Source organism: Pseudomonas sivasensis (assembly GCF_021391435.1).
Classification (GTDB): domain Bacteria; phylum Pseudomonadota; class Gammaproteobacteria; order Pseudomonadales; family Pseudomonadaceae; genus Aquipseudomonas; species Aquipseudomonas sivasensis.
Genome location: NZ_CP090029.1, coordinates 4869406 through 4895856, shown reverse-complemented (window position 1 = coordinate 4895856; position 26451 = coordinate 4869406). Strand labels below are relative to the sequence as shown.

The following is a 26451-nucleotide window of genomic DNA, read 5'->3' as shown; positions in this document are numbered from 1 at the left end:
AATCCAGTGTGGGAGGGGGCTTGCCCCCGATAGCGGTGTACAGCCAAGCATCAGGTGACAGAACCACCGCCATCGGGGGCAAGCCCCCTCCCACCTTTTTTAGACCGAGTTATTGGCCAGCGTTAATGGTGATCTTCTCGACCGCCCCTTGCTCCAGATCCCACTTCTTCAAAATCTTGCCGTAGGTCCCATCATCAATCATGCCCTGCAGCGCCTCACTGATCGCGGTCACCAGTTCAGTGTTGCTTTTCTCAATCCCCAGCCCGGTGAACTGCTTGGAAATCGCCAGCCCAACCGGCTTGTACTTACCTTTATCCAACGACATCAGATAAGGAATCGTCTCGCTGCCCTGCATCGCCGCATCCAACCGGTTCTGCTGCAACTGCGCCCGCGCATCCGCCGAACCTTCAGTCCCGATCACCACGATTGCCGGTTTACCCGCCGCTTCGCAGTTTTCCTTGCTCCACGCGGCAATTTCCGACGGCCAAGTAGTCCGGCGACTGGTGCCGACTTTTTTACCGCACAGGTCAGTCAGTTCCTTGATCTCTTCACGCTTGGCCAGGGTGTACAGCTGCGGGCCACTGGTGAAGTAGTCGACAAAGGTTACGGATTTCTGGCGTTCGGCGGTGTCCGACATGCCCGACAGCACGATGTCCACGCGCTTGGTGGTCAGGCCGCTGAGCATTTGCTCGAAGCCGGTTTCCTGCCACTTGATCTTCACGCCCAGGCGCTCGGCCAGAGCGTTGCCCAGGTCGAAGTCAAAGCCGGTGAGTTTATTGGTGGCCGGGTCCTTGAAATCCATCGGCGGGTAGTTCGGCACGATAGCCGCGCTGATCTCACCCTTGTCCTTGATGGCCGCCGGCAAGGCCGCGAATACACAGGTGGAGGCCATCAGGCCTGCGAGCATCGTTGGGATAAACAATTTTTTCATGGGGGCGTTCTCGTTAGTTTTTTAGTTAAGTGCGAACGGCAGAAATAAAGCTTTGGGTACGCGGGTTTTGTGGGCTTATTAGAATTTCTTCGGGGCTGCCGGCTTCCACAATCTGGCCGGCGTCCATAAACACCATGCGGTTGGACACTTCACGGGCGAAGCCCAATTCATGGGTGACCACGATCATGGTCATGCCGGTGGTGGCCAAATCGCGCATCACCGACAGCACTTCTCCTACCAGCTCCGGGTCGAGGGCTGAGGTGGGTTCGTCGAACAACATCAGCTTGGGACGCATCGCCAGCGCACGGGCAATCGCCACGCGTTGCTGCTGGCCGCCGGACAATTCCACCGGATAGGCATTGCGTTTGTCCGCCAGGCCCACGCGGGCCAGCAGTTCCAGTGCATCTTCGATGGCTTCCTTGGGCGAGCGCTTGAGCACCTGGCACGGGCCTTCGATGATGTTTTGCAACACGGTCATATGCGGGAACAAATTGAAGCGCTGGAACACCATGCCGGTGGCCAGGCGCTGTCGGGCGATCTGCGATTCATTCATCTCATGCAGCTTGTTGCCGACGACCCGGTAACCCACCAGTTCGCCGTCGACCCACAGGCCGCCCTTATCGATTTTTTCCAGTTGGTTGACGCAGCGCAGCAGCGTGCTTTTACCCGACCCGGACGGGCCGATGATGCACATCACTTCGCCTTGCTCGACTTCGATATTGATGTCGCGCAGCGCGTGATACTGGTCGTAATACTTGTTCAGGTTGACGGCCTTGACGATGCTTCTCATGGGGCAAATCTCCTCAACCCAAACTTACGAACGCTTGCCGGCGCCGCGAGCGAAACGACGCTCCAGACGGCTCTGGCCAAATGAAAGAACAGTCACCACCGCCAAGTACCAGATACCGGCAACGATCAGCAGCTCCATGACCCGGGCGTTGGCGTAGTAGATGTTTTGCGCGTTGTGCAGCAGCTCCGAGTACTGGATGACGCTGGCCAGGCTGGTCATTTTCACCATGCTGATGAACTCGTTGCCTACAGGCGGAATGATCACGCGCATGGCCTGCGGCAGAATGATCCTACGCAGCGCTTGCAAGCTCGGCATGCCGATGGACTTGGCGGCTTCGTACTGGCCCGTGTCCACTGACAGCAAACCGGCGCGCACCACTTCGGCGGTATAGGCACCCTGGTTGATGCTGAGGCCGAGCAGGGCGGCCACGAACGGCGTCATCAGGTCAACGGTGTCGATGCTGAACAGGCCGGGAATCGCGATTACCGGGAAAATCAGCGCCAGGTTGAACCACAGCAACAGCTGCAAAATCAGCGGTGTACCGCGGAACAGCCAGGTGTAGGTGATGGCCACATAGCGCAGGATCGGGTTGGCCGACATGCGCATGATTGCCGTGATCACGCCGATCACCACACCCAGCGCCATCGCCAGAATCGACATGACGATGGTATTCACCAGGCCCCATAGAATGGCCTCAGACGTGAGGAACTGACCGATGTAGGACCATTCGATCTGGCCATTGGCGAAGGCGCGCAACAGTGCGGCCAACACAATCACGATCAACGTGGCAAAAAACATCCGTCCGTAATAGCGGCGCGGCACGTGTTCGTACTGGGTTATGTCGAACTGGTTCTCGGACAGCTTGCGCTCTATTTCCAAGCGCTCGGCCGGGGTTTGGTTCATGGTGATTCTCCAAAACTGATGACGCTACTACTGATGTACTCGGTCCAAATGTGGGAGCGGGCTTGCTCGCGAAAGCGTCAGCCCCCGCACCACACCTCTGACAGGCTTAAATCCGAAAGCCCTGATAGCTCTCAGCCCACTGCTGCTGAGCCGCCAATGCAATCTTCAAACGTCCAATCTGCTCTCGAACCCGCTCCGGTGCCGTCCCACCCCAGCCACTGCGTGCCGCAATCGCCGCTTCCAGGGTCAAGCAATCCCGCACCTCAGGCAGCAGCCGAGCATCCACCTCGGCCAACATCGCCGGTGAGGCTTCCCACAACTCAATCTCATGCTTCTCACAGGCTTGTACCAACGCGCCGGTAATCTCATGGGCCTCCTTGAACGGCACACCACGAGTGGCTAGCCAATCCGCCACCTCGGTCGCCAAGGTAAAACCCATCGGTGCCTGGCGCCGCAGTTCGTCCACCTGGACTTTCATGGTCGCCACCATCCCCGCCATGGCTGGAAGTACCAGCAGCAACGTGTCCACACTGTCCAACACGCTGTGTTTGTCTTCACTCAAATCGCGGTTGTACGACAGCGGCAAGGATTTGAGCGTCGACATCAACCCGGTCAGGTTGCCAATCAAACGCCCAGCTTTGCCCCTGGCCAGTTCGGCAATGTCCGGGTTCTTTTTCTGCGGCATGATCGAGCTGCCGGTAGCGTAGGCATCGTCCAACACCACCCAGCGAAACTGGCGCGACGACCACAGGCAAAACTCCTCCGACAGCCGCGAAATATTCACCCCGAGCATGCCCGCCACAAACAGGAACTCCGCCACATGGTCACGGCTGGCCACAGCGTCGATCGAGTTTTCACACGGCCCGGTGTAGCCCATTTCCTTGGCCGAATGCTCCGGCCTCCGCGCAATCGCCGAGCCCGCCATGGCTGCGGCGCCCAATGGCGACAACGCCGTACGCGCATCCCAATCCACCAGACGCTGCACATCGCGCAGCATCGACTGCGCGTGAGCCAGTAAGTGGTGGGCGAACACGATGGGTTGGGCCTGCTGCAAATGGGTAAAGCCGGGGCAGATGCTCTCGACATGCTGCTCGGCCTGTTCCACCAACGCCTGCTGCAAACCCAACACCTCGGTGGTGATGGTTCGCGCATGGTCCCGTAGGAAAAGGCGCAAATCGTTGGCGGTTTGATCATTACGCGAACGTCCGGCGCGCAGCTTGCCGCCCAAGGCGCCCAGGCGTTCGGTCAAGACGCGTTCGATAAAGGTGTGTACGTCCTCGTCATCCAGGGTTGGATGCAGGCGGCCGGCGGTGAAGTCATCGCCGATTTGGTCGAGTGCTTCGAGGGTGCGCAGGGTCTCTGACTCATCCAGCAAACCGGCGCGCTGCAACTCACGGGCATGGGCGCGTGAGCCCGCCAGGTCGTAGGGCGTCAGGCGAAAATAGCGCTCAGGGCAACGTGACAACGCGGCCAACGCAGCAGACGGACCGGTCTTGAAACGAGCGCCCCAAAGGCGGTCGGTGGACTGAGACATGGGTATTCCTCACGCTTGTTTTTAGAAGAGTCGGAGGCAGTAAAAAAAGGTTTTCAACTAAACTGAATCAGCGTCTGACGCGCCGTATTCAAGGTTGCCAAGGGCGGATGTTTATGTTCATTATCGCCGCCTGGCTATGTTCAAGGATTGGGTTGAAGCCTGTTGAATATGGTACTTGAGGTCAACGCGTATTATGGAAACTCCACTTTCCACTTCTGGAAACCTGCCACCCAAACCGGGCACAAGACCACCGCTGCAACTGAGCGGACTGGACTTCAAATTGCTGCGGGTATTCATGGCCGTGGTCGAAGCCGGCGGCTTCAGTGCTGCGCAAAACGAGCTGAACGTGGGGCTGGCGGCCATCAGTAAACAGATCTCTGACCTCGAGATTCGTATCGGCATGCGCCTGTGTACACGGGGCCGAGAAGGTTTCGGGCTGACCGAAGAAGGGAAGTTAGTGTATCAAGCGTCCATCGAGTTATTTACCTCGGTGGACAGTTTCAGAGACAAGCTTAGTTCGGCGCAAAACGAGCTTATTGGTGACCTTAGTGTCGGGATTATTGATAACACCGTGTCGGATGTTAATTCCCCGCTTATTACCGCATTGGGAAAATTACATAGCGAATCACCAAAAATAAGATTGCGCCTACAGGCTTCACAGTTGGACGAAGTTGAACGCGGCGTGGTGGAAGGCCGGTTAATCGTCGGTATCGTTCCCGTGTACCAGCGCCGTGAAGAGTTCGATTACTTCCCGCTGTACGAAGAAAAGGCTCACGCCTACTGCGCCGTAGGACACCCGCTTTTTACTGCGAGCGACATTACGCCGGAGGTGCTGCGCCAATATGAAGTGGTCAACCATCGTTATGCGATCCATCGCGACAAGACTAACTTCGTCAATTACGACAGCCAGTGCGCCTCCGCCTCGCAAGTCGAAGCCGTCGCGATCCTGATCCTTACTGGCCGTTTCCTCGGTTTCCTGCCCGAACACTACGCCAAGCCCATGGTAAGAGAAGGGCGCCTTCGCGCACTGTGCCCGGAGCAAGTTCACTTGAGCACCGCCTTCAACCTCATCCTGCGCCATAACGCCCCGCGCAGCCCGATGGTAAAAGCCTTTGCGACGGCGTTGGGCGTAGACCTCAAAACCGCTGTCTGATCAACCTGCGGTGAGCGGGCTTGCCCCGCGCTGGGCTGCGCAGCAGTCCCAATAAAAACGCCGCATGCTGTCAGACAGCATGCGGCGTTTGGTTTTAGGGCCGCTACGCGCCCCAGCGCGGGGCAAGCCCGCTCACCACAATGGTCAGCACAGCGCTTTCGCCCGCTTCTTCTTCGCATGAAAATGCCGAAACGCCCCGCGCAGCCCGATGGTAAAAGCCTTTGCGGCGGCGTTGGGCGTAGACCCCAAAACCTGTGTTTGATCAACCTGTGGTGAGCGGGCTTGCCCCGCGCTGGGCTGCTCAGCAGTCCCAATAAAAACGCCGCATGCTGTCAGACAGAATGCGGCGTTTGGTTTTAGGGCCGCTACGCGCCCCAGCGCGGGGCAAGCCCGCTCACCACAATGGTCAGCGCAGCGCTTTCGCCCGCTTCTTCTTCGCATGAAAATGCCGAAAATGCGCATCCTGCGCCGCCGCCAACAACTCCCGGTCCCCGCGCGTATCGCCCCAGGCCCGGAGCCGATACTCCCCCAGGTCTCCGTACACCGCCTCAAGCCGCAGCACCTTGTTCTCACACCGGCAGTTATTCCCGGTGAGCTTGCCGGTCAACACCCCGTCGACTACCTCAAGCTCGGTGCCAATCAACTTGATCCCAAGTCGATTGGCAAACGGCTGCAACACTAACGCAGGCGAAGCCGAACACAATGTCACCTCCGCGCCGGAGCCCAACTCCTGCTCCACCGACAACACCCCGGCCGGGCGCATCAACCGCGCCCAATTGCGCTGGCAATACTCCTCGGCCTTCTGTTGCACCCACGTCTTCTCCACCCCTGTCATAAAGGTGCGGATCAACTGCGCTTTCAACTCATCCCGGCTGATCTGCCGAACCAAAAAGCGCAGCCCAGGCACCGCCAGCTTGACCATCCGGCCATAGAACTCGCCGGTACCAAAGGCAAACTTGAGGAAGGGCACGAAACTGTCGTGGTGGGTCAGGGTGCCGTCGAAGTCAAAGACGGAAAGTACTTTGGCGTCAGCGGGGCCGGCTTCGAGCATGTCTGGGTTCACGGGTTGGCCTCGGTCCTATCTAGTATTTTTTGAGCGTGCATCAGGTGTGACAGCAGGAGTTTACTCCCGTGCCAATCTTCCGACCTTGGCGTAAAGCCCCTCGGTGAAAGCCTCCCGGTCACTCGACCGGTGACAACGCTGATGGCAATTGGGGCACAAGGCTACAGCATTGGTGATGCGATCCGAACCCTTCTGGGCCAGGTGCTTGACGTGATGTACTTCAAGAAATGGCAAACCGTCGACCTCAAACGGCGCGTCAGAGCCGCAGCCTTCGCAGACGCCCTCGGCCTCTTTCAGTACCCAAGCGCGTACCTTTGGGTCTCGAACAAAAGCGGTGCTGACGGTCGAGACCTTCTGCGGCTGGGCAATGCCGTCCGGTAGCTGAGTGAAAGGTTGCTGCTGCAGTTTGGACGCACGGCGGATAAGCGTTTGCTCGTCTGCTGTTTGGGCGGCGTCTTCGGATTCGAATACACCCTGCGCGGCAAGTGCTTGGCGGATGCGTTGTTCGACGCCTGAGCCTACGTTCTTCGCAGGCTTATAGCCTTCGATGCGGTCCCAGCCCATACGCACAAGCACGGTGGAGATGTTTTGCATGCGGAATTCGATGGAGCCCTTTGCACGGCCTGCCACTGGGCCTTCGCGCAGGAGGCGGTTTTCGAGGGCTTTGTTGAACGGTTGGCCGCTCTTTTCCCAGGCCAGCATCTTCAAGTACGCCTCGACCGCAGCTGCCAACTCCGCGTCGCTCCAGTCCGTTTTGTCTTTCGTAATGTCCATACAACCGCCGAGGGTAGAAAACCCTCGGACGATACTGAGTAGCCATTATTGCGTCTACGAAATTTCCTACGAGCCAGAAGGATTTGGCGGTCAGCTACTTTGGTAAATTCGCTGCTTTGTAAGGAGAGTCTTTAGTGAGCTCGCATAAAAAAGCCCCGAACAAGTCAGGGCTTTTTGGTGTTGCTGTGCTAAGGAATCAATCCCAGCTCAGCGCGCCGCCAGTCTGATACTCGATCACACGGGTTTCGAAGAAGTTTTTCTCTTTCTTCAAGTCCATGATTTCGCTCATCCACGGGAACGGGTTAGTGGTCCCTGGATACTCTTCTTTAAGACCGATCTGCGACAGGCGACGGTTAGCGATGAACTTGAGGTAATCCTCCATCATCGCCGCGTTCATGCCCAATACGCCGCGCGGCATGGTGTCGCGCGCGTATTCGATCTCCAGCTGGGTCCCTTGCAGGATCATCTGGGTCGCTTCTTCCTTCATCTCGGCATCCCACAGGTGTGGGTTTTCGATTTTGATCTGGTTGATCACATCGATACCGAAGTTCAGGTGCATCGACTCATCGCGCAGGATGTACTGGAACTGTTCCGCCACGCCGGTCATTTTGTTGCGGCGGCCCATGGAGAGGATCTGGGTGAAGCCGCAGTAGAAGAAGATGCCTTCCAGCACGCAGTAGTAAGCAACGAGGTTGCGCAGCAGTTCTTTGTCGGTCTCAACGGTGCCGGTTTCGAACTTCGGATCGGAGATCGAACGGGTGTACTTCAGGCCCCAGGCTGCCTTTTTGGCGACCGATGGGATCTCGTGGTACATGTTGAAGATCTCGCCTTCATCCATGGCCAACGATTCGATGCAGTACTGGTAGGCGTGGGTGTGAATCGCTTCTTCGAAGGCCTGGCGCAGGATGTACTGGCGGCACTCAGGGTTGGTGATCAGGCGGTACACGGCCAGCACCAGGTTGTTGGCAACCAGGGAGTCGGCGGTGGAGAAGAAGCCCAGGTTGCGCATGACGATGCGGCGTTCGTCGTCGGTCAGGCCTTCGGGGTTTTTCCACAGGGCGATGTCGGCGGTCATGTTGACCTCTTGCGGCATCCAGTGGTTGGCGCAGCCGTCGAGGTACTTCTGCCAGGCCCAGTCGTACTTGAAGGGCACGAGTTGGTTGAGGTCGGCGCGGCAGTTGATCATGCGTTTTTCGTCAACGGCGACGCGGGCGGAGGCGCCTTCGAGTTCGGCGAGGCCTTCGGCGACGTCGAGTTTGTCCAGGGCAGCCTTGGCGCGCACGATGGCGGCGGAGTCACTGGCGGTGACGGCGCGTGCTTCGATGGCGGCGGCTGCGCCGGCACCGTCGAGGCGGTCCATGTTGGCTTCGGTGGCGTGGCCGGCGTTGGCGCCTTTGGTGGCTACTTCGCCTTCTTCTTCTTTGTCGAATTCGTCCCAGCTCAGCATGACGTGTCGTCTCCTGCGTGAGGGCTCAAAGGTGCCCGTGTGAAACCGGATGGTTGGGTGTTCACACGGCCCTAGGGCCGCGGTGGATCTTAAGGAATCGTTTGTTGCAGCAGCTAGCGCAGGCATTAAACGGAATAGGGTTACGGGTACTCTGCTTGAGGCTTGAGGTGCGCAGCGGTAGGTGCAAGCTCGCGCGGAGGCCTCAGGTCTGGCTCTTCGTCCCAGTGTAAAGGGATATTGCAGGCCCGATTTACCCGCGCATTATAGGGAAAAATTCGGTTTTGTGTTGCGGTGGATGGTCACGGGCGAGGGCCAAAATGGCGTGGTTTTCGGCCAAAGCGTGTGTTTGCGAGGCTTTGCTGGGGTTGGTTTTTTTTGAGGAGCGATGAGCGGCTTTTTGCGGGTGGGGGCAGGGGACGGGACGTAGGGCGTAATAGAGAGGTGCGGCGGTTGACGCTATCGGGAGCAAGCTCCCTCCCACACCTGGACTGCGTGGTGCCTCAAGCCGGTTCTTTGCCGCAAGAACGATTTCTTGCGGCGAATAAGATCCGGGTGTTTTCTAACTGACTAAGTTGTTAGCCGTTAGAGCAACCGTTGCCCATAATCTTGTAATTAAGAATATGGCGTTGACCCTGGGAGTCTTCATATTCCATCTTCGCAGGTACAACTTCACATACATTCGGAACTTCGCTCATGGACAATACTTTGGCAACGTCCAAGTGGGTGCTGTAGGTGTAATCTTCAACAATCGGGGCGTTCTGGCCGGCCAGCTCGGTCGGGGCTTCGTCGGCCAGGGCGGCGGTGGCGCACAAGCTGCTGAGGGCCATAACTACGAGAGCTTTCATTTCTTTACTTACCTTCTTCAGGGCGAAAGGGGTCACGGGGCCCTTGTGAGGCCACGTGTGTAACTTAGGATTGGTTAGTTCGGATTAACGTTGCCTTCGTGGGGGCTGTTACGTTGTTAATCACTGCCGTGTAAACCACGGCGTCGTGTTGACGGAGTTGATTTTAGGCCTGCGGGTTATATTCATATACCCGTGCTTTTGATAAACACTATTGGCGGTTTTTGTAACAATCCCGTGGTAAAGGTTTTTTCACACAGCGCCAGAAGCCTTGCAGCCCTTGGCCCAGAGCCCTGTCAGCCGATACCAGGGCAATGTGTAGGGGCTTGTTACTACCATCGTCGAATGGTTCTATGGGGTCGCCCCGGCTACAACAGGGCATACAAAAACAACTATTGTCACCGAGGTAAGAAAGATGAGTGCGGCTTCCCTGTACCCCGTTCGCCCCGAAGTAGCAGCCAACACGCTGACCGATGAGGCGACCTACAAGGCCATGTACCAGCAGTCGGTGGTCAACCCCGACGGTTTCTGGCGTGAGCAAGCCAAGCGTCTTGACTGGATCAAGCCTTTCACCACGGTGAAGCAGACCTCGTTCGACGATCACCATGTCGACATCAAGTGGTTCGCCGATGGCACCCTGAACGTGTCCTATAACTGCCTGGACCGTCACCTCGCCGAGCGTGGCGACCAGATTGCGATCATCTGGGAGGGCGATGACCCTGCCGAGAGCCGCAACATCACTTACCGCGAGCTGCATGAAGAAGTCTGCAAGTTCGCCAACGCCCTGCGTGGTCAGGACGTGCACCGCGGCGACGTGGTGACTATCTATATGCCGATGATCCCCGAAGCCGTGGTTGCCATGCTGGCGTGTACCCGCATCGGTGCGATTCACTCGGTGGTGTTTGGTGGTTTTTCGCCGGAAGCCCTGGCCGGTCGCATCATCGACTGTAAGTCGAAGGTGGTGATCACTGCCGACGAAGGCATTCGCGCTGGTAAGAAGATTCCGCTCAAGGCCAACGTCGACGACGCACTGACCAACCCGGAAACCAGCAGCATCCAGAAGGTCATCGTGTGCAAACGCACCAATGGCCAGATCAAGTGGAACCAGCATCGCGACATCTGGTACGAAGACCTGATGAAAGTGGCGGGCACCGTATGCGCGCCAAAAGAAATGGGCGCCGAAGAAGCCCTGTTTATCCTCTACACCTCCGGTTCCACCGGTAAGCCTAAAGGCGTGCAGCACACCACCGGCGGCTATCTGCTTTACGCCGGCCTCACCCACGAGCGCGTGTTCGACTATCGCCCGGGCGAAATCTACTGGTGCACTGCCGACGTCGGCTGGGTCACCGGCCACACCTATATTGTCTATGGTCCGCTGTCGAATGGCGCGACCACGGTGTTGTTCGAAGGCGTGCCTAACTACCCGGACATCACTCGGGTGGCGAAGATCGTCGACAAGCACAAGGTCAACATCCTCTACACCGCGCCGACCGCCATTCGCGCAATGATGGCCTCCGGCACCGCAGCCGTTGAAGGTGCTGACGGCAGCAGCCTGCGCCTGCTCGGTTCCGTTGGCGAGCCGATCAACCCGGAAGCGTGGGATTGGTACTACAAGAATGTCGGTCAATCCCGTTGCCCAATTGTCGACACCTGGTGGCAGACCGAGACCGGCGGCAACATGATGAGCCCGCTGCCGGGCGCCCATGCGCTCAAGCCAGGCTCGGCTGCACGGCCGTTCTTCGGCGTGGTGCCGGCGTTGGTGGATAACCTGGGCAACCTGATCGAAGGGGCTGCCGAAGGCAACCTGGTGATCCTCGATTCGTGGCCGGGTCAAGCGCGTACGCTGTTTGGCGATCATGACCGTTTCGTCGATACCTACTTCAAGACCTTCCGTGGCATGTACTTCACCGGTGACGGCGCTCGTCGTGACGAGGACGGTTACTACTGGATCACGGGACGTGTGGATGACGTGTTGAACGTTTCCGGCCACCGCATGGGCACTGCCGAGATTGAAAGCGCCATGGTTGCCCACCCTAAAGTGGCTGAAGCAGCGGTGGTTGGGGTGCCGCATGACATCAAGGGGCAGGGCATTTATGTGTATGTCACCCTCAAAAATGGCGAAGAGCCCAACGAAGCGCTGCGCCTGGAGCTGAAAAATTGGGTGCGTAAAGAAATCGGGCCGATTGCTTCGCCGGACGTGATCCAGTGGGCGCCGGGCTTGCCGAAGACCCGCTCGGGCAAAATCATGCGCCGTATCCTGCGCAAGATCGCCACGGCTGAGTACGACGGGTTAGGCGATATCTCCACCCTGGCGGATCCAGGTGTAGTGGCGCATTTGATTGAAACCCACAAGACCATGAACGTCGCTTAAGGCGAGGTTGGTTGGACAAAGCCCTATTCGGTGTGAGCCGGGTGGGGCTTTTTTATGTTCGCTTTGAGCTGGTGGGGATCCAGTGTGGGAGGGGGCATGCCCCCGATTGCAGTGGGTCGGTGAATACAGCTGTCAAGGGTCTACCGCCATCGGGAGCAAGCCCCCTCCCACGTTTGGATCTGCGCCACCCGAATAAATATCGGTTTATCGTGTAGGAGGTTTCTGAATGTTACCGGGCGGGGCAAATGTGTAACCCCATGTCCACACATGAGGCAAAGCGCTACGCCCGTGCCCCGAAAAACCCCATTCCAGACACCCCAAGAAATAAGATTAAACGCCAGACTTGCCGTGCCAGAAGGGTTTGCGAATAATAGGCCCGCAATTTGCAGCGTCTACAGGTTTAATGTCTTTTGTCTCTGCATAAAATCCAGGGGCTGTCAATGAGCTGGAACCGCTTTCTCTGTGCTTCTGTAAATTGTTGTCGCATTGAGGAAATATCGGCTTCCGGCCTGTCGTTAGAATGCCGATCACTCGCTCGTCGTCGCCGATGTTGAATTGGTGTCGGACGCAGCACCGCTATTCGGTTTCACCTTCGCCGCATCGTGGGCCATGGCTCATACTGCTGTTTTGCCCTATACCGATGGAGTCCCAAGATGAAGAAACTCGTGCTGTTGGGCGCCCTGGCGCTGTCCGTGCTGTCCATGCAGGCCTTCGCTGAAGGCAAGCCTCTGAAAATTGGTATCGAAGCGGCTTACCCTCCGTTTGCCTCGAAGGCGCCGGATGGCAACATCGTTGGTTTTGACTACGACATCGGCAACGCCCTGTGCGAAGAGATGAAGGTCAAATGTACGTGGGTCGAGCAAGAGTTCGACGGCCTGATCCCTGCGCTCAAAGTGCGCAAGATCGACGCCATCCTGTCGTCCATGTCCATCACTGAAGACCGCAAGAAGTCCGTTGATTTCACTAATCGCTACTACCTGTCCCCAGCACGCCTGGTGATGAAGGAAGGCACCGCTGTCAGCGACAGTCTGGATGAATTGAAAGGCAAGAAGATCGGCGTGCAGCGTGGTTCGATCCACGACCGCTTCGCTCGTGAAGTCCTGGCTCCAAAAGGCGCTGACATCAAGGGTTACAGCACCCAGAACGAAATCTACCTGGATGTGGCCGCTGGCCGCCTCGACGGTACCGTGGCCGACGCCACCCTGCTGGAAGACGGTTTCCTGAAGACCGACGCTGGTAAAGGCTACGCGTTCGTTGGCCCATCCTTCACTGACGCCAAATACTTCGGCGACGGCATAGGCATCGCGGTACGTAAAGGCGACAAGGAAAACCTGGACCGCATCAACGCTGCTATCGCTGCGATCCGTGCCAACGGCAAATACAAAGAAATCGAGAAAAAGTACTTCAACTTCGACATTTACGGCCCAGAAGCCCAGTAAAACGTCGCAGCGGTCTGTCCTAAATGGCGCAAGCAACAGAATTCCTGCGGTTTGCGCCATTTTTTCATCCCCCTTTTCGAGGACCTGAATCATGTTGAAAGGCTACGGGGCCGTCATCCTCGATGGCGCATGGTTGACGCTTCAGCTCGCCTTGTCGTCCATGGCCTTGGCCATTGTTCTGGGTCTGATCGGGGTCGCGTTACGCCTGTCGCCGGTGCGCTGGTTGGCCTGGCTGGGTGACTTGTACTCCACGGTGATCCGTGGGATCCCTGACCTTGTGCTGATCCTGCTGATTTTCTACGGCGGCCAGGACCTGCTCAACCGCGTCGCGCCGATGCTCGGCTACGACGACTATATCGACCTGAACCCTTTGGCCGCCGGTATCGGCACTCTGGGGTTCATCTTTGGCGCCTACCTTTCGGAAACTTTCCGTGGCGCCTTCATGGCCATCCCCAAGGGACAGGCCGAAGCCGGCCTTGCATATGGCATGAGCAGTTTCCAAGTGTTTTTCCGGGTGATGGTGCCGCAGATGATTCGGCTGGCGATCCCTGGCTTCACCAACAACTGGCTGGTACTCACCAAGGCCACCGCGCTGATCTCGGTGGTAGGCCTGCAAGACATGATGTTCAAGGCCAAGCAGGCGGCAGATGCCACCCGCGAGCCTTTTACCTTCTTCCTCGCAGTGGCGGCGATGTACCTGGTGATCACCAGCGTATCGTTGCTGGCGCTGCGCTATCTTGAGAAGCGCTACTCGGTAGGCGTAAGGGCGGCTGATCTATGATCTTCGACTACAACGTCATCTGGGAGGCCATGCCGCTGTACCTTGGCGGCCTGCTGACTACCCTGAAATTGCTCGCCATCTCGCTGTTTTTCGGCCTGCTCGTCGCCTTGCCCCTGGGGTTGATGCGTGTGTCCAAGCAGCCGGTCGTGAACGGTGTGGCCTGGCTCTACACGTACGTGATCCGCGGCACGCCGATGCTGGTGCAACTGTTCCTGATCTACTACGGCCTGGCGCAATTCGAAGCGGTGCGCGAAAGCTTTATGTGGCCCCTGCTGTCCAGCGCCACGTTCTGTGCGTGCCTGGCCTTTGCGATCAACACCAGCGCCTACACCGCCGAGATCATTGCCGGTAGCCTCAAGGCCACGCCCAATGGCGAGATCGAAGCGGCCAAGGCGATGGGCATGTCGCGCTATAAGCTGTACCGCCGCATCCTGCTGCCGTCGGCCTTGCGCCGTGCGCTGCCGCAGTACAGCAACGAAGTGATCATGATGCTCCAGACCACGAGCCTGGCCTCCATCGTCACCCTGATCGACATCACCGGCGCCGCACGCACGGTGAACGCCCAGTTCTACTTGCCGTTCGAAGCCTATATCACCGCTGGCGTGTTCTACCTGTGCCTGACCTTTATCCTGGTGCGCCTGTTCAAGTTGGCCGAGCGCCGCTGGCTGAGCTACCTGGCTCCACGGAAGCACTGATATGGAACGTATCGACCACCTGTTGCCCTGGGGCCACCTGGGCTGCGAGCGCCAACTGAGCGTGTTCCGTTTTGGCAGCGGCGAGCGCAAGGCCTATATCCAGGCCAGCCTGCACGCCGATGAACTGCCCGGCATGCGAGCCGCCTGGGAACTGAAAAAACGCCTGACAGAACTGGAACAGCAAGGCGCACTCAACGGTGTGATTGAGCTGGTGCCGGTGGCCAATCCGATGGGCCTGGGCCAGTTGTTGCAAGGCAGCCACCAGGGGCGTTTCGAAGTAGGCAGTGGCAAGAATTTCAACCGCGATTTCGTCGAGTTGAGCGAACCGGTTGCCGCATTGCTTCAAGGCAAGCTGGGGGATGATCCCCATGCCAATGTGCGCCTGATCCGTCAGGCCATGAGCGATGCGCTCAGCGACTTGCCCGAGCCGAGCAGCCAGTTGCAAGGCATGCAGCGCGTCTTGCTGAGCCACGCGTGCACCGCCGATATCGTCCTCGACCTGCATTGCGACGCCGAAGCCGCGCTGCATATGTACGCGCTGCCCCAGCATTGGCCCCAGTGGCGTTCGCTGTCGGCGCATCTGAATGTGAAGGTCGGCTTGTTGGCGGAGGATTCCGGTGGGAGCTCGTTTGATGAAGCCTGCTCGCTGCCATGGTTGCGCTTGTCCCGGATGTTTCCGGACGCTCAGATCCCGTTGTCGTGCCTCGCGACGACGTTGGAACTGGGTGGTCAAGCCGACACCGGGCGTGATGAAGCAATCTTCCACGCCGAGGGCATCCTCGCATTCCTTGCCGAGCAAGGCCTGATCAACGGCGAATGGCCGGCTGCGCAGCACGAAGCGTGCGAAGGCATGCCGTTTGAAGGCACCGAGTTGCTCTTCGCGCCCCACGCCGGTGTGATCAGTTACCTGCGCAAAGCCGGAGATTGGGTGGACGCTGGCGAACCGATTTTTGAAGTGATTGACCCCCTGCAAGACCGCGTGAGCGTTATCTGCGCCGGTACGTCGGGGGTGTTGTTTGCCGTTGAACGGCTACGTTATGCCCAAGCGGGTTTCTGGCTGGCCAAGGTGGCGGGGCGCGACGCGCTGCGACACGGGCGCTTGCTCAACGACTGACCACCTGTTTTTGTGAGAACCGACCGCATGTACAAACTTGAAGTCCAAGACCTGCATAAACGCTATGGCAGTCATGAAGTGCTCAAAGGTGTTTCCCTGGCCGCTGCGGCCGGTGATGTGATCAGCATCATCGGTTCCAGTGGTTCGGGCAAAAGTACCTTTTTGCGCTGCATCAACCTGCTGGAGCAACCCCACGCCGGCAAGATTCTGCTCAATAACGAAGAGCTGAAACTGGTGGCCAACAAGGACGGCGCCCTGAAGGCCGCTGATCCCAAGCAGCTGCAACGCATGCGTTCGCGCCTGTCCATGGTGTTCCAGCATTTCAACCTGTGGTCGCATATGACCGCGCTTGAAAACGTGATGGAAGCCCCGGTGCACGTGTTGGGCATGTCGAAGAAAGATGCCCGTGAAAAGGCCGAGCACTATCTGGCTAAAGTCGGCGTGGGCCATCGTAAGGATGCGTTCCCTGGCCATATGTCCGGCGGCGAGCAGCAGCGTGTGGCGATTGCCCGTGCCTTGGCGATGGAACCTGAGGTGATGCTGTTTGACGAACCGACTTCGGCGCTGGACCCGGAACTGGTCGGCGAAGTGCTCAAGGTGATGCAGGACCTGGCCCTGGAAGGCCGCACCATGGTGGTGGTCACCCACGAAATGGGCTTTGCCCGCGAAGTGTCGAACCAGTTGGTGTTCCTGCACAAAGGGATTGTTGAAGAGCGCGGCAACCCGCGGGAAGTGCTGGTGAACCCGCAGTCCGAGCGGTTGCAGCAGTTCCTGTCCGGCAGCTTGAAATAATTCCTCCCACATGGATCTCTACATTGGGGTTCTACAGTTGGATCTTTATCGTTTTTAAGCTTTGTGTTGGTTTACGGGCTAGCATTGGCCCTTGTCTTCATTACTGTTACAGGCTTCGGATAGCACTCCATGACCGCCCATAAAATTGGTTTCCTGATTTGGCCCAGCACAAAGGCACTCACGCTTGCGCTGGCTGAGGAGGCCTTACGCGTTGCTCAGCGGGTGCATCCGGATGTGGTTTACGAGCTGTCGTTTTTGCTCGCGGAGCCTGCCACCGAAGGCGCCTGGCAATTGCCGGGCGAACCATGGGCCGGCAAGCTCGAAGGCTTTCAGAAACTGTTTCTGCTGGCCGACGAGCCGCCAACCGTTATTGCCTCGCAACTGAGCACGGCCCTCAAGCAATTGGTGCGGGCCGGGTGTGTGATCGGTGGTTTGTCGGCCGGCGTGTACCCGTTGGCCCAGCTCGGTCTGCTCGACGGTTATCGCGCCGCCGTGCACTGGCGCTGGCAGGATGACTTCGCCGAACGTTTTCCCAAGGTGATCGCCACCAGCCACCTGTTCGACTGGGACCGTGATCGCCTGAGCGCCTGCGGTGGCATGTCGGTACTCGACTTGCTGCTGGCGGTACTGGCCCGCGACCACGGCGCCGAACTGGCGGGTGCAGTCTCCGAAGAACTGGTGGTGGAACGCATCCGCGAAGGCGGCGAACGCCAGCGGATTCCCCTGCAAAACCGCCTGGGTTCCAGCCATCCTAAGCTGACCCAGGCCGTGTTGCTGATGGAAGCCAATATCGAAGAACCGCTGACCACTGACGAAATTGCCCAGCACGTCTGTGTGTCGCGACGACAACTGGAGCGGATCTTCAAGCAGTACCTCAACCGCGTCCCCAGCCAGTATTATCTGGAGCTGCGTCTGAACAAGGCCCGCCAAATGCTGATGCAAACCAGCAAGTCGATCATCCAGATCGGCCTGTCCTGCGGCTTCTCCTCAGGGCCACACTTCTCCAGCGCCTACCGCAACTTCTTCGGCGCCACCCCGCGTGAAGACCGCAATCAACGGCGCAGTAGCAGCCCGTTCGAGTTGTCATCGGTGCCGTCCGAACGCGGCTGAAACCGGGTTGTCCCGCACAGGTACGCGACTGTCTCACTCCTCCATGGGTTCCGGTGTGCCGGGCGGGGTTATGTCCTCCATGTTTTCGTCGTATGTCGCTTCCTCCACGCCCAACTCATAACCCGTCTGCCGGTAATAGGTACGCAAGATCGTCAGGCTTTCGGGAGACAGGGGGTTGCCGCTCACATCCGAGTCATCGTCGAGCGGCAGTGGCATTCCCAGCAGGTCGTCCGGCAAGTGCTCGATCAGATTGTCGCTCAAGTCTACGGCCCGCAGGCGCGGTAGGCTGAAGATCCCCGTGGGTATGTCGCGCAGCCTGCAGTTGTGCAGGTACACCATCGTCAGTCGCGTCATGTTGCGCAGGTCCGGCGCTTGGGTGAGGGTGTTGTCGCTCAGATCCAAGTAAGTGAGCTCCGTCAGGCGTGATAGCTGCTCTATGCTGTCCGGCGTCAGGCGGATCTGGTTATTGCTGAGCTTGAGCAGGCGCAATTGCTTGAGTTCGAACACCCGGTCTGGAATCCGCTGCAGGGCGTGCTGCTCCACTGTCAGCGCAGTCAGGTTTGGGAACGCCTGCAGGAATTCGCCTACGCGAACATGGCGCTTGTCGCCCGTCAGTTCCATCAGCGTCACATGTTCCAGGCGCGCATTCAGGGCTGGCAGATCTCCGGAAAGCTGGCCGTTGAAGATCAGCTTGTGAGTGTTTCGGGCGGGCCATTCGTTTTCATCCAGATCGGTTTCTCTGCGCCAGCAGCGCAGTATCAATTCCTTGAATGCCAGGCGACGCACCTGCTCCTCGGCGCGGGCATTTTCGATCAACAGGGGGTTGGCCAGTTGGTCCATGGCGGGGACGTTGAGTACCCATTCCTCCAGGTCGCTGTCGAGCCGCTCGTATTCGGCACTCAGGCGGCTGATTTGCGCGTCGGCTTCCTCCAGTTCGCCGGGTAGCTCAAAAAAGATGCGCTTGGTGTCTCGCTCCGTGAGGCTGGGGTAGAGCGCGTTGATGCGCTGCAATTGTGTATCGGGAATGCTGGCATTCCAGTGTTCGCCCTTGGCTTGGCAATAGCGCTTGATCGCGTGCAAGGTCGAGGGCGACAGCGGGTTGGCCGACAGGTCGAATGCGTTGCTGGCCGCCCGCGGCAGTTCGAAGGCCTCTTCAGGCAGCTCGCGCAAAGCGTTCTGGCTCAAGTCCACGCGGGCACGCAATACCGCTGGCTGAATCAGCGAGCGGGGCAGTTCGCTCAAGCCAGTGTTACGCAGTGACAGGCTGACCAGGTTGGGCAGCTGGTTGAAATCCGGCAGTCGCGCCAGCGGGTTGTTATCGAGGTTCAGGTGCTTGAGTTCACGCATGCCCTGCAAGGCTTGCTGCGCGGAAGGCGACAATTGCAGCGTGCAGCGGTCCAGCACCAGGTACGACAGGTTTGGCAGGTGGCCGAGTCGCGGCAGTTCACTCAGTGCATAGTTTTCGATATGCAGCGCAGTCAGCGCCGGGAAACTGCGCAGGAACGCATCCAGGCCCAACGGTGAGCCCAAGCCCTTTAAGGCGAGCACGGACACATGATTGAACGAGGTGCGCAGGGCGGGCAAATCGCCGCTCACCGGGAGGAAAAGGCTGAATTCGTAGCTGAGCATCGGCAGCCCGAAGTTGACATCGCCCGAGGTGATATCGCGTCGCCAGCCTGCCTCAAGTGCAACGATGAATCGGTGGCGCAGGGCCTGTTCCTCGGCGGTGACGCTGCTGTCGTTGGCCCAGCCAAGGCAATCCTGACGGATAGTGGGAAATTCGTTCTCCAGCCGACTCATCTCGACGCGACCGGCTGCCAGGTCCCCTGGCAGGCCAAAAATGAAGCGGTTGATTTGGTCACCGTTGAACGAGGGAAACAGTCTTTTGGCCTGCTCCGCGTCGACCCTGGCCGGGATCGCTTCCAGGTAGTGTTGGGTACGCTGGAAGTAGGCTTTGACGCTCTCCAGTGTCGGCTCGGACAACGGGTTGTTGGACAGGTCGAAATGCCGAGTGATGTCGACGGGCAAATCGAACAGGGCGGCAGGCAACTCGCTGATCCTGTTATTGGACAGCATCGCCAGCGTCAGGTGGCTGCGACTCAGCAATCCTTCGGGCAGTTGCTCGATGTCGGTGTTGGCCAGGTCCAGGTATTGCAACTGCGGCATCTGTTCCACATTGGGAGTCAGCGTCAGGGGGTTGTTGTACAGGTCAAGGGTCAACAGGCGCGTCATGTTGTTGATGACCGCATGGCTTTGCTCGGTGAGGCGGATGTTGCAGCTGCTCAGGATCAATTCGTTGAGCGTGTTCATCGAGGCCAGGCTGGGCGGCAGTTCGTCCACGGCAAGATTGCGGATGTTCAGCCGACGCAAGCTTGGAAAAAGCTGCAGGAATCCGTCGATTTCCATGCGTTGGTGCGCACCCTGCAATTCCAGGTGAGAGACATGTTCGAAGCGTGCACTCAGGGTGGGCAACTCACCCAGCAGGGGGGCTGACAGTCGCAGGATATGACCGTTGATGGCTGGCGGCTCATAGAAGTTATCGAGCTCGGTTTCCTGGCGCCAGGCTCGCCGTAGTTGGTGGGCAAACAAATTGCGGTCGCGCCGCAGGTATTCATATTGGAGCGCGCTCAGCGTAGCGCCGGTTGTGGGGTGTACACGGGGTGTCTGGGATTCCCAGACCACCAGGTTCAGGTCCAGTTGGATGTATTCGTTGCGCAACCGGGTTAAGGCCAGTTGTGCACCGCCGGGGGTATTTTGCAGGGCGGCGATCATGTCGCGGATTCTTGCACGCGACAGTTGCGGGCGCAGCGTCTGCAGTTGTTGTTCGAGCGAGGGGCCGCGGCTGGGTCCCGGCACCTCGGGAATGGCTGGCGGGTAACCGTCCATGCCGCCGCGCAAACGCATGACATTGGGGTCGTAGCTGGGTTTGTTGTGCGGGTCGCTCTTTAATATGTCGCGCAAGGTAGGGCGATCCAGCGGGGCATCGCCGATCGCCTGCTTGAGGCGTGGGCCCTGGCCGATATGAAGTTGCAGCGCATTGCGTGCACTGTCAGGCAGGGCCTGCAGGACGGCGGTGTAGAAATCGGTGCTGCCAAACAGTGCGGTCTGGCCGTTCTCGGGGATGAATTGGCCGTCCGGTGTGGCCACCAGCGTACGTTTGGTCGGCGCGTAAGTAGGCCCGATGGCGTCGAGCAACTCGCCGTCAGCGCGGTATTGGCGCAGTTCCAGACGAATCCACTCGGGCCAGCCATTGAGGTTTTCCAGCGAATGCAGCGCCAGCCGGCAAGTGTCCGGATTTTCCACAGCGTCCAGATACAGGCCTTCATAGGCGCGTGTGGTGCGCACTTCATGCAACGACCATTCGGCCAGTTCGGTCAGGCGCGTCGGTACCTTGCCAGCGTCGATCGACTTGAGCTCCTCGCCACTGGCACCGGCCAGTAACTCCTCGGCAACCGGCGTCGGCAGGCCGGGGCGCGAGGCACTGTCGATGAGCTTTTGCACACGTGGGTCGCTGGTGCGGTCCTGGCCGCGGTAGCGTGAGTCGAACAGTGAGAAGCGCTTGTCCTGGGCAATACGCGCAAGTTTCTTGCGCAAAGCGGCTGCGCGGGTGCGGCTGGAGGCGGGAGGCAGCCCGAATTCTTCTTCCAGTAGTTCCTTGCGCTCCGGCTCATTCAGGCTGTCGATCAGGGTGGGCAGCAGGTCGCCGTTGCGCAATTGCTCCTCAAGTACCTGCACAGTGCTGGCCCCGGATTCTCCTAGGAACTCCCACAGGGTGTTGCCGCTGGCATCCACCACCCGCAAGGTCTTGCCGGAGGGCCACAGGCCATAGCTGATCAGCAACTGCAATTGGGTCTGCGGATCGGCCTTGGCGTAGATCGCCGGGTCGTCGCTGTTCATCTGTGTCACAAACTCCTGCAACTGCTGGTCGATCTTGAAGCGCTTGAGGGTGTCGGCCAGTAGCGGTGGTGGCGGCTGCTGGGTGCTGTGCGTTTTGCGCAACGTGTTGTCATGGGTAGCGCTGCTGTCGCGGACCTGCGCTAATTGCGCGTCGCTCAACGAATCGGTCTGGTAACCGAGGCGGCGCATCAGCGTAGTGCTATCCCAGCTCAAGGGGTTTTCCAGCTCGGTGACCCAGGCGCCCTGTCCGTTGGTCATCACGGCCGGACGGTAAGCCGAAGGTCGCGTGGGGTGCTGGATGAAATAGCGGCCGGCGTCTTTCTGCACGTGATAGCGCTCGCCATTGAGGCTAAGGATGTTTTTGTCTGCGTGCAGGTGCAGGCCTTGCGCGTCCGGGCGTGCCTCGGCGGGCAGTGTCACGTCCTGGCGATAGGGGCTGAGGTCGGGTTGCCACAGACGGCGCTGACTGTTGGGCCGCTTGACCGGTTGCAAGCGCTCGATGAAGGCCAGCAGCTGCGCGGGCAAGGCTTCGCGCACCAGTCCTTCGATGATGGGCAATCCGGTGGCGAACAGGCCCAGTTGGACCATCTGCTCCAGCAGGCCCAAAGCATGGCCCAGGGCTTCATGTCGCAGGCCCTCAGCCCAGTCGATGATGCCTTCGAAGGCCTCGTCGAGCACCTGATAGGCGGTATACGCCAGCATCAGTGCGCCCAGCGGCGGCACGAACGGCAGTGCCACGAAGGCAACGATCTGCAGCAGGGTATCGCCGATTTTTTTCAGGAATTCCCAGCGTTCCCAACGTGCGTTCTGGTCGACCTTGGCGGTGGAGACCGCGCGGCTCTGCGCGTCTGCCAGCAGCTTGCTCAGGTGCATCTGGAATAGATGCGCGAAGAGGTCACCGTTGATCCTGAGGCTGCGAAATTGCAGCTGGGGGCTCTGGGTCGGGGTGTCACGCCAACTGGGCAGTGGATCGCCCTGTTTATGCGCATGCCAGGTGACTTGGCTGAGGCGTTGATTGAGGTTGGCGAAGAACACCGCAGCGTCTTCATGGCGGACAAAACGGCTGAAGAACCCTTGAAAGTCCTTCGAGCGCAACCGGGCGACCAGGCTCTGCATGAACGCGGCACTGCTGGGGTAGTGTTTGATCGGGTGTTGCGGATCGTCGGGGATATAGGCGATCAGCGGGACTGCATCGCGACTGTTCTCCAGATCCGGAGCGAACAGCACCACGCCAGTGAGGCGACAATCCATGATGAATAAATCATGGGCCATCAGCGGTGGGCAGCCGTTGTGCGTGGCGTCGCCGTTTTCGATCAGATTGAGTACCGCGGTGTGGCTGGCGGCGGGCAGCTCGTCCTTGAGCAAGGCCATGTACAGAGCGAATTTCAGCGCGCCCAAGTGGCTTTGTTTGAGCCAGTGCTCCAGGGCGTTGCGCGCCACGGGGTTGCCCAGGTCGAGGTACTCGTCCAGGTAGCGTTGGTATTGGCCGCCGATGTCCAGGCGCCGGCAGAGCTGGGTGAATTGCGCGACGCTGATCTTCGCGTCGAGGTCGGGCAGGGGGCTGAACTGCCCTGTGGCCGTGGGTTGCGTGCTGAAGCCGGAGTGCTGCGCGTAGGTCTCGTCTGCTTCGAAGTTGTGCAGCGCCGCTTCCAGCAGTGAGACCGACCAGGTTCTGGCCGCGCCCTGCTTGACGGTAAAACCGACAACGGTCAACGGGACGTACAGTTGCAGGTAGGTGGTGCGCACATCAGTGTCGATGCCGAACTCGTCCTTGAGTGCCGCGTGCAGGCGTTCGGCGCCGAACTGCTCCGGGCTTTTCAGTGCCGCCAGAGCCTTGTCCACGAGGTTCTGCGCGGTCCAGGCGGCGGCGTTGAGTTCTTTGAGCTGTGCATGTTGCGACTCGGTTGCACGGGTATACCAGTCGGCAATCAACGGCGTGCAGGCTTTCAACGCCACGCGCTTGGCGGCACTGGCCGTGCCCAACCAAGGAGGGATAGCGTCGCGGAGAATGTCGAGGTGTGGTGTTTGGGTTTCAGGATGCTGCGCCATGGGCCGTTCCTTGATGGCTTTTGAGGAGGCTCAGCAAAACAGCGCGGGCTTGTCGTTGGGCGGTAGACAGTTAGCGCAGCGCGCTGGGGCTGATTTGCGAAGATCCTGTCATCCCCTGCCCACGAGGCCTGCGCACGGTTTAAACTGCGCCTTTGCGACGCTATTTGTCGCATTGGCGTAAACCCGCTGAAAACGCGGGTTGGCGCTATAAGAAGTTGTCGCTTGGCGGCAAGGCCGCTCTGAAAACTGTCCTTACAATCCCTGCATCGCCCGCCAGTTCCAGGCAGGCGTTCCTCTTCAGGAGACTCCGATGTCCGTTGAGCAAGCCCCGGTGCAACGTGCCGATTTCGACCAGGTCATGGTTCCCAACTACGCACCTGCCGCATTCATCCCCGTGCGTGGCGCAGGCTCCCGTGTGTGGGACCAGGCGGGTCGCGAGCTGATCGACTTTGCCGGCGGCATCGCGGTCAACGTGTTGGGCCACGCCCACCCGGCGCTGGTCGGTGCGTTGACCGAACAGGCCAACAAGCTGTGGCATGTCTCCAACGTGTTCACCAATGAGCCGGCCCTGCGCCTGGCCCATAAGCTGATTGACGCCACCTTTGCCGAGCGCGTGTTCTTCTGTAACTCCGGCGCCGAAGCCAACGAGGCCGCGTTCAAGCTGGCCCGTCGCGTGGCGTTCGACCGTTTCGGTACCGAGAAGTACGAGATCATTGCCGCGCTGAACAGCTTCCACGGCCGTACCTTGTTCACCGTCAACGTTGGTGGTCAGTCGAAGTACTCCGATGGCTTCGGTCCTAAAATCACCGGCATCACCCACGTTCCTTATAACGACTTGGCTGCGCTGAAAGCCGCCGTGTCGGACAAGACCTGCGCCGTGGTGCTCGAACCGATCCAGGGCGAAGGCGGCGTACTGCCGGCCGAGTTGGCTTACCTGCAAGGCGCCCGCGAACTGTGCGACGCCAACAATGCGCTGCTGGTGTTCGACGAAGTGCAGACTGGCATGGGCCGTAGCGGCCACCTGTTTGCCTACCAGCACTACGGTGTGACGCCGGACATCCTCACCAGCGCCAAGAGCCTGGGCGGCGGTTTCCCGATCGCGGCGATGCTCACCCGCGAAGACCTGGCCAAGCACCTGGTGGTCGGCACCCACGGCACCACTTACGGCGGTAACCCGCTGGCGTGTGCGGTGGCCGAAGCGGTCATCGACGTGATCAACACCCCTGAGGTGCTGGCCGGCGTCAACGCCAAACACAACCAGTTCAAGGCGCGCCTGGAACAGATCGGCAAGCAGTACGGCATCTTCACCGAAGTGCGTGGCATGGGCCTGCTGATCGGTTGCGTATTGAGCGATGCGTTTAAAGGCAAGGCCAAGGACGTGTTCAACGCGGCCGAGAAAGAAAACCTGATGATCCTGCAAGCCGGTCCGGACGTGGTGCGTTTCGCGCCGAGCCTGGTGGTGGAAGAAGCGGACATCAACGAAGGCCTGGATCGCTTCGAACGTGCAGTAAAAGCCCTGACACAAGCCTGATAACTACACCTTCTGCCGGCCGGACTGGGTCAAAAATGTGGGAGGGGGCTTGCCCCCGATAGCAGTCTTTCAGTTGATACATCCGGTGACTGATACACCGCTATCGGGGGCAAGCCCCCTCCCACATTGGAATATGGTTGTTCCAGCTATGTCCGGTAATTTTCCCCTATGAGTTTTAGAGTTAAGGAGTGACACCATGCTGGTGATGCGCCCCGCGCAAATGGCTGATCTGGGCGAGGTACAGCGTCTGGCTGCGGACAGCCCGATTGGTGTCACCTCCTTGCCGGATGATGTGGAACGCCTCAGCGACAAGATCGCCGCCAGCGAAGCGTCCTTCGCGGCCGAGGTAAGTTTCAACGGTGAAGAAAGCTATTTCTTCGTGCTCGAAGACACCGCGACCGGCAAGCTCGCCGGTTGCTCGGCCATCGTCGCGTCGGCCGGCTACTCGGAGCCTTTCTACAGTTTTCGTAACGAGACCTTCGTGCACGCCTCGCGCGAGCTGAAGATCCACAACAAGATCCACGTGCTTTCCCAGTGCCACGACCTCACCGGCAACAGCCTGCTTACCAGTTTCTACGTGGTGCCCGAGCTGGTCGGTTCGCCGTGGTCGGAACTCAATTCCCGTGGCCGCCTGCTGTTCGTCGCCAGCCACCCCGAGCGCTTTGCCGACTCGGTGGTGACCGAGATTGTCGGCTACAGCGACGAGAACGGTGATTCGCCGTTCTGGGATGCCATCGGCCGTAACTTCTTCGACCTCAACTACGCCGCCGCCGAGCGTCTGTGCGGGCTGAAAAGCCGTACGTTCCTCGCCGAGCTGATGCCGCACTACCCAATCTACGTACCGCTGTTGCCGGACGAAGCCCAGGAAGCCATGGGCCAGGTGCACCCGCGTGCGCAGATTACCTTCGACATCCTGATGCGCGAGGGCTTCGAGACCGACCATTACATCGACATCTTCGATGGCGGCCCCACGCTGCATGCACGGGTTTCGGGCATTCGCTCTATTGCCCAGAGCCGCGTGGTTCCGGTGAAGATCGGCGAGATGGTCAAGGGTGTCGGCCGCCAATACCTGGTGAGCAACGCGCAGTTGCAGGATTACCGTGCGGTGATGCTGGAGCTGGACTACGCGCCCGGCAAACCGGTGACCCTGGACTTGGCAACTGCCGAAGCCTTGGGCGTTGGCGAAGGCGCGAGTGTGCGCTTGGTAGCGGTATAAAGACTGAGTTTCGCGGGTG

Annotated in this window: 19 protein-coding genes; 10 read left to right on the top strand and 9 right to left on the bottom strand. The window is 59.3% G+C overall.

The genetic code is table 11. The features are described from left to right. Positions 1–109: 109 nt before the first annotated feature. The 4 genes from LRO94_RS22125 to argH all read right to left on the bottom strand — a co-directional run bounded on the left by LRO94_RS22125 (position 110) and on the right by argH (position 4158). Complete coding sequence (locus tag LRO94_RS22125; RefSeq protein WP_032891075.1) at positions 110–931, bottom strand: ABC transporter substrate-binding protein; 822 nt, start codon at positions 929–931, stop codon at positions 110–112. Positions 932–956: 25 nt separating this feature from the next. Continuing rightward, positions 957–1721, bottom strand: a complete 765-nt coding sequence (locus tag LRO94_RS22120) for an amino acid ABC transporter ATP-binding protein (protein ID WP_010208290.1) — start codon at positions 1719–1721, stop codon at positions 957–959. Between the two features lie 24 nt (positions 1722–1745). Further along, entirely contained in the window at positions 1746–2624 is an 879-nt protein-coding gene (locus LRO94_RS22115; protein ID WP_025859372.1) for an amino acid ABC transporter permease, read from the bottom strand. A gap of 106 nt (positions 2625–2730) precedes the next feature. Next, positions 2731–4158, bottom strand: coding sequence for an argininosuccinate lyase (gene argH, locus LRO94_RS22110; RefSeq protein WP_179179966.1), 1428 nt, complete (start codon positions 4156–4158; stop codon positions 2731–2733). Positions 4159–4351: 193 nt separating this feature from the next. Between argH and LRO94_RS22105 the strand changes: the two genes are divergently transcribed. Beyond that, positions 4352–5311: a LysR family transcriptional regulator gene (locus LRO94_RS22105; RefSeq protein WP_179179967.1), complete on the top strand. Its 960-nt coding sequence runs from the start codon at positions 4352–4354 to the stop codon at positions 5309–5311. 406 nt (positions 5312–5717) lie between these two features. On the opposite strand, the gene LRO94_RS22100 is transcribed toward LRO94_RS22105, so the two are convergent. The 4 genes from LRO94_RS22100 to LRO94_RS22085 form a co-directional block, all read right to left on the bottom strand. Next, positions 5718–6362 (bottom strand): HAD-IB family hydrolase, encoded by a 645-nt coding sequence (locus LRO94_RS22100; RefSeq protein WP_032891078.1) that lies wholly within the window; start codon positions 6360–6362, stop codon positions 5718–5720. A gap of 72 nt (positions 6363–6434) precedes the next feature. Further along, a complete protein-coding gene (locus LRO94_RS22095; protein WP_179179968.1) occupies positions 6435–7148 on the bottom strand; it encodes an HNH endonuclease in 714 nt (237 codons plus the stop codon). 196 nt (positions 7149–7344) lie between these two features. Continuing rightward, positions 7345–8595, bottom strand: coding sequence for a ribonucleotide-diphosphate reductase subunit beta (locus LRO94_RS22090; RefSeq protein WP_093529834.1), 1251 nt, complete (start codon positions 8593–8595; stop codon positions 7345–7347). Positions 8596–9170: 575 nt separating this feature from the next. Further along, entirely contained in the window at positions 9171–9440 is a 270-nt protein-coding gene (locus tag LRO94_RS22085) for a DUF2790 domain-containing protein (protein WP_032886743.1), read from the bottom strand. 412 nt (positions 9441–9852) lie between these two features. Between LRO94_RS22085 and acs the strand changes: the two genes are divergently transcribed. The 7 genes from acs (at position 9853) to LRO94_RS22050 (ending at position 17739) form a co-directional block, all read left to right on the top strand. Then, on the top strand, positions 9853–11808 hold the full coding sequence (gene acs, locus LRO94_RS22080; RefSeq protein ID WP_032886744.1) for an acetate--CoA ligase: 1956 nt from the start codon (positions 9853–9855) through the stop codon (positions 11806–11808). Positions 11809–12461: 653 nt separating this feature from the next. Next, complete coding sequence (locus LRO94_RS22075; protein WP_032886745.1) at positions 12462–13247, top strand: ABC transporter substrate-binding protein; 786 nt, start codon at positions 12462–12464, stop codon at positions 13245–13247. 91 nt (positions 13248–13338) lie between these two features. Then, positions 13339–14028: an ABC transporter permease gene (locus tag LRO94_RS22070; protein ID WP_032886746.1), complete on the top strand. Its 690-nt coding sequence runs from the start codon at positions 13339–13341 to the stop codon at positions 14026–14028. After that, positions 14025–14723, top strand: a complete 699-nt coding sequence (locus LRO94_RS22065; protein ID WP_179179969.1) for an ABC transporter permease — start codon at positions 14025–14027, stop codon at positions 14721–14723. The genes LRO94_RS22070 and LRO94_RS22065 overlap by 4 nt, the downstream gene beginning before the upstream one ends. A 1-nt stretch (position 14724) precedes the next feature. Next, the gene (locus LRO94_RS22060; protein WP_179179970.1) at positions 14725–15837 is read left to right on the top strand and encodes a succinylglutamate desuccinylase/aspartoacylase family protein; all 1113 of its coding nucleotides are present in this window, start codon (positions 14725–14727) and stop codon (positions 15835–15837) included. Positions 15838–15864: 27 nt separating this feature from the next. Continuing rightward, the gene (locus LRO94_RS22055) at positions 15865–16629 is read left to right on the top strand and encodes an ABC transporter ATP-binding protein (protein WP_032886749.1); all 765 of its coding nucleotides are present in this window, start codon (positions 15865–15867) and stop codon (positions 16627–16629) included. 129 nt (positions 16630–16758) lie between these two features. Further along, entirely contained in the window at positions 16759–17739 is a 981-nt protein-coding gene (locus LRO94_RS22050) for a GlxA family transcriptional regulator (protein WP_095185706.1), read from the top strand. A gap of 33 nt (positions 17740–17772) precedes the next feature. Here the strand turns inward: LRO94_RS22050 and LRO94_RS22045 are convergent, their stop codons facing one another. After that, a complete protein-coding gene (locus LRO94_RS22045; protein ID WP_179179971.1) occupies positions 17773–23685 on the bottom strand; it encodes a leucine-rich repeat domain-containing protein in 5913 nt (1970 codons plus the stop codon). A gap of 310 nt (positions 23686–23995) precedes the next feature. Here LRO94_RS22045 and LRO94_RS22040 point away from each other — a divergent pair, with 310 nt between their 5' ends. After that, a complete protein-coding gene (locus tag LRO94_RS22040; RefSeq protein ID WP_122764452.1) occupies positions 23996–25216 on the top strand; it encodes an aspartate aminotransferase family protein in 1221 nt (406 codons plus the stop codon). Between the two features lie 196 nt (positions 25217–25412). Continuing rightward, entirely contained in the window at positions 25413–26432 is a 1020-nt protein-coding gene (gene aruF / locus LRO94_RS22035; RefSeq protein WP_179179972.1) for an arginine/ornithine succinyltransferase subunit alpha, read from the top strand. Positions 26433–26451: the final 19 nt, after the last annotated feature.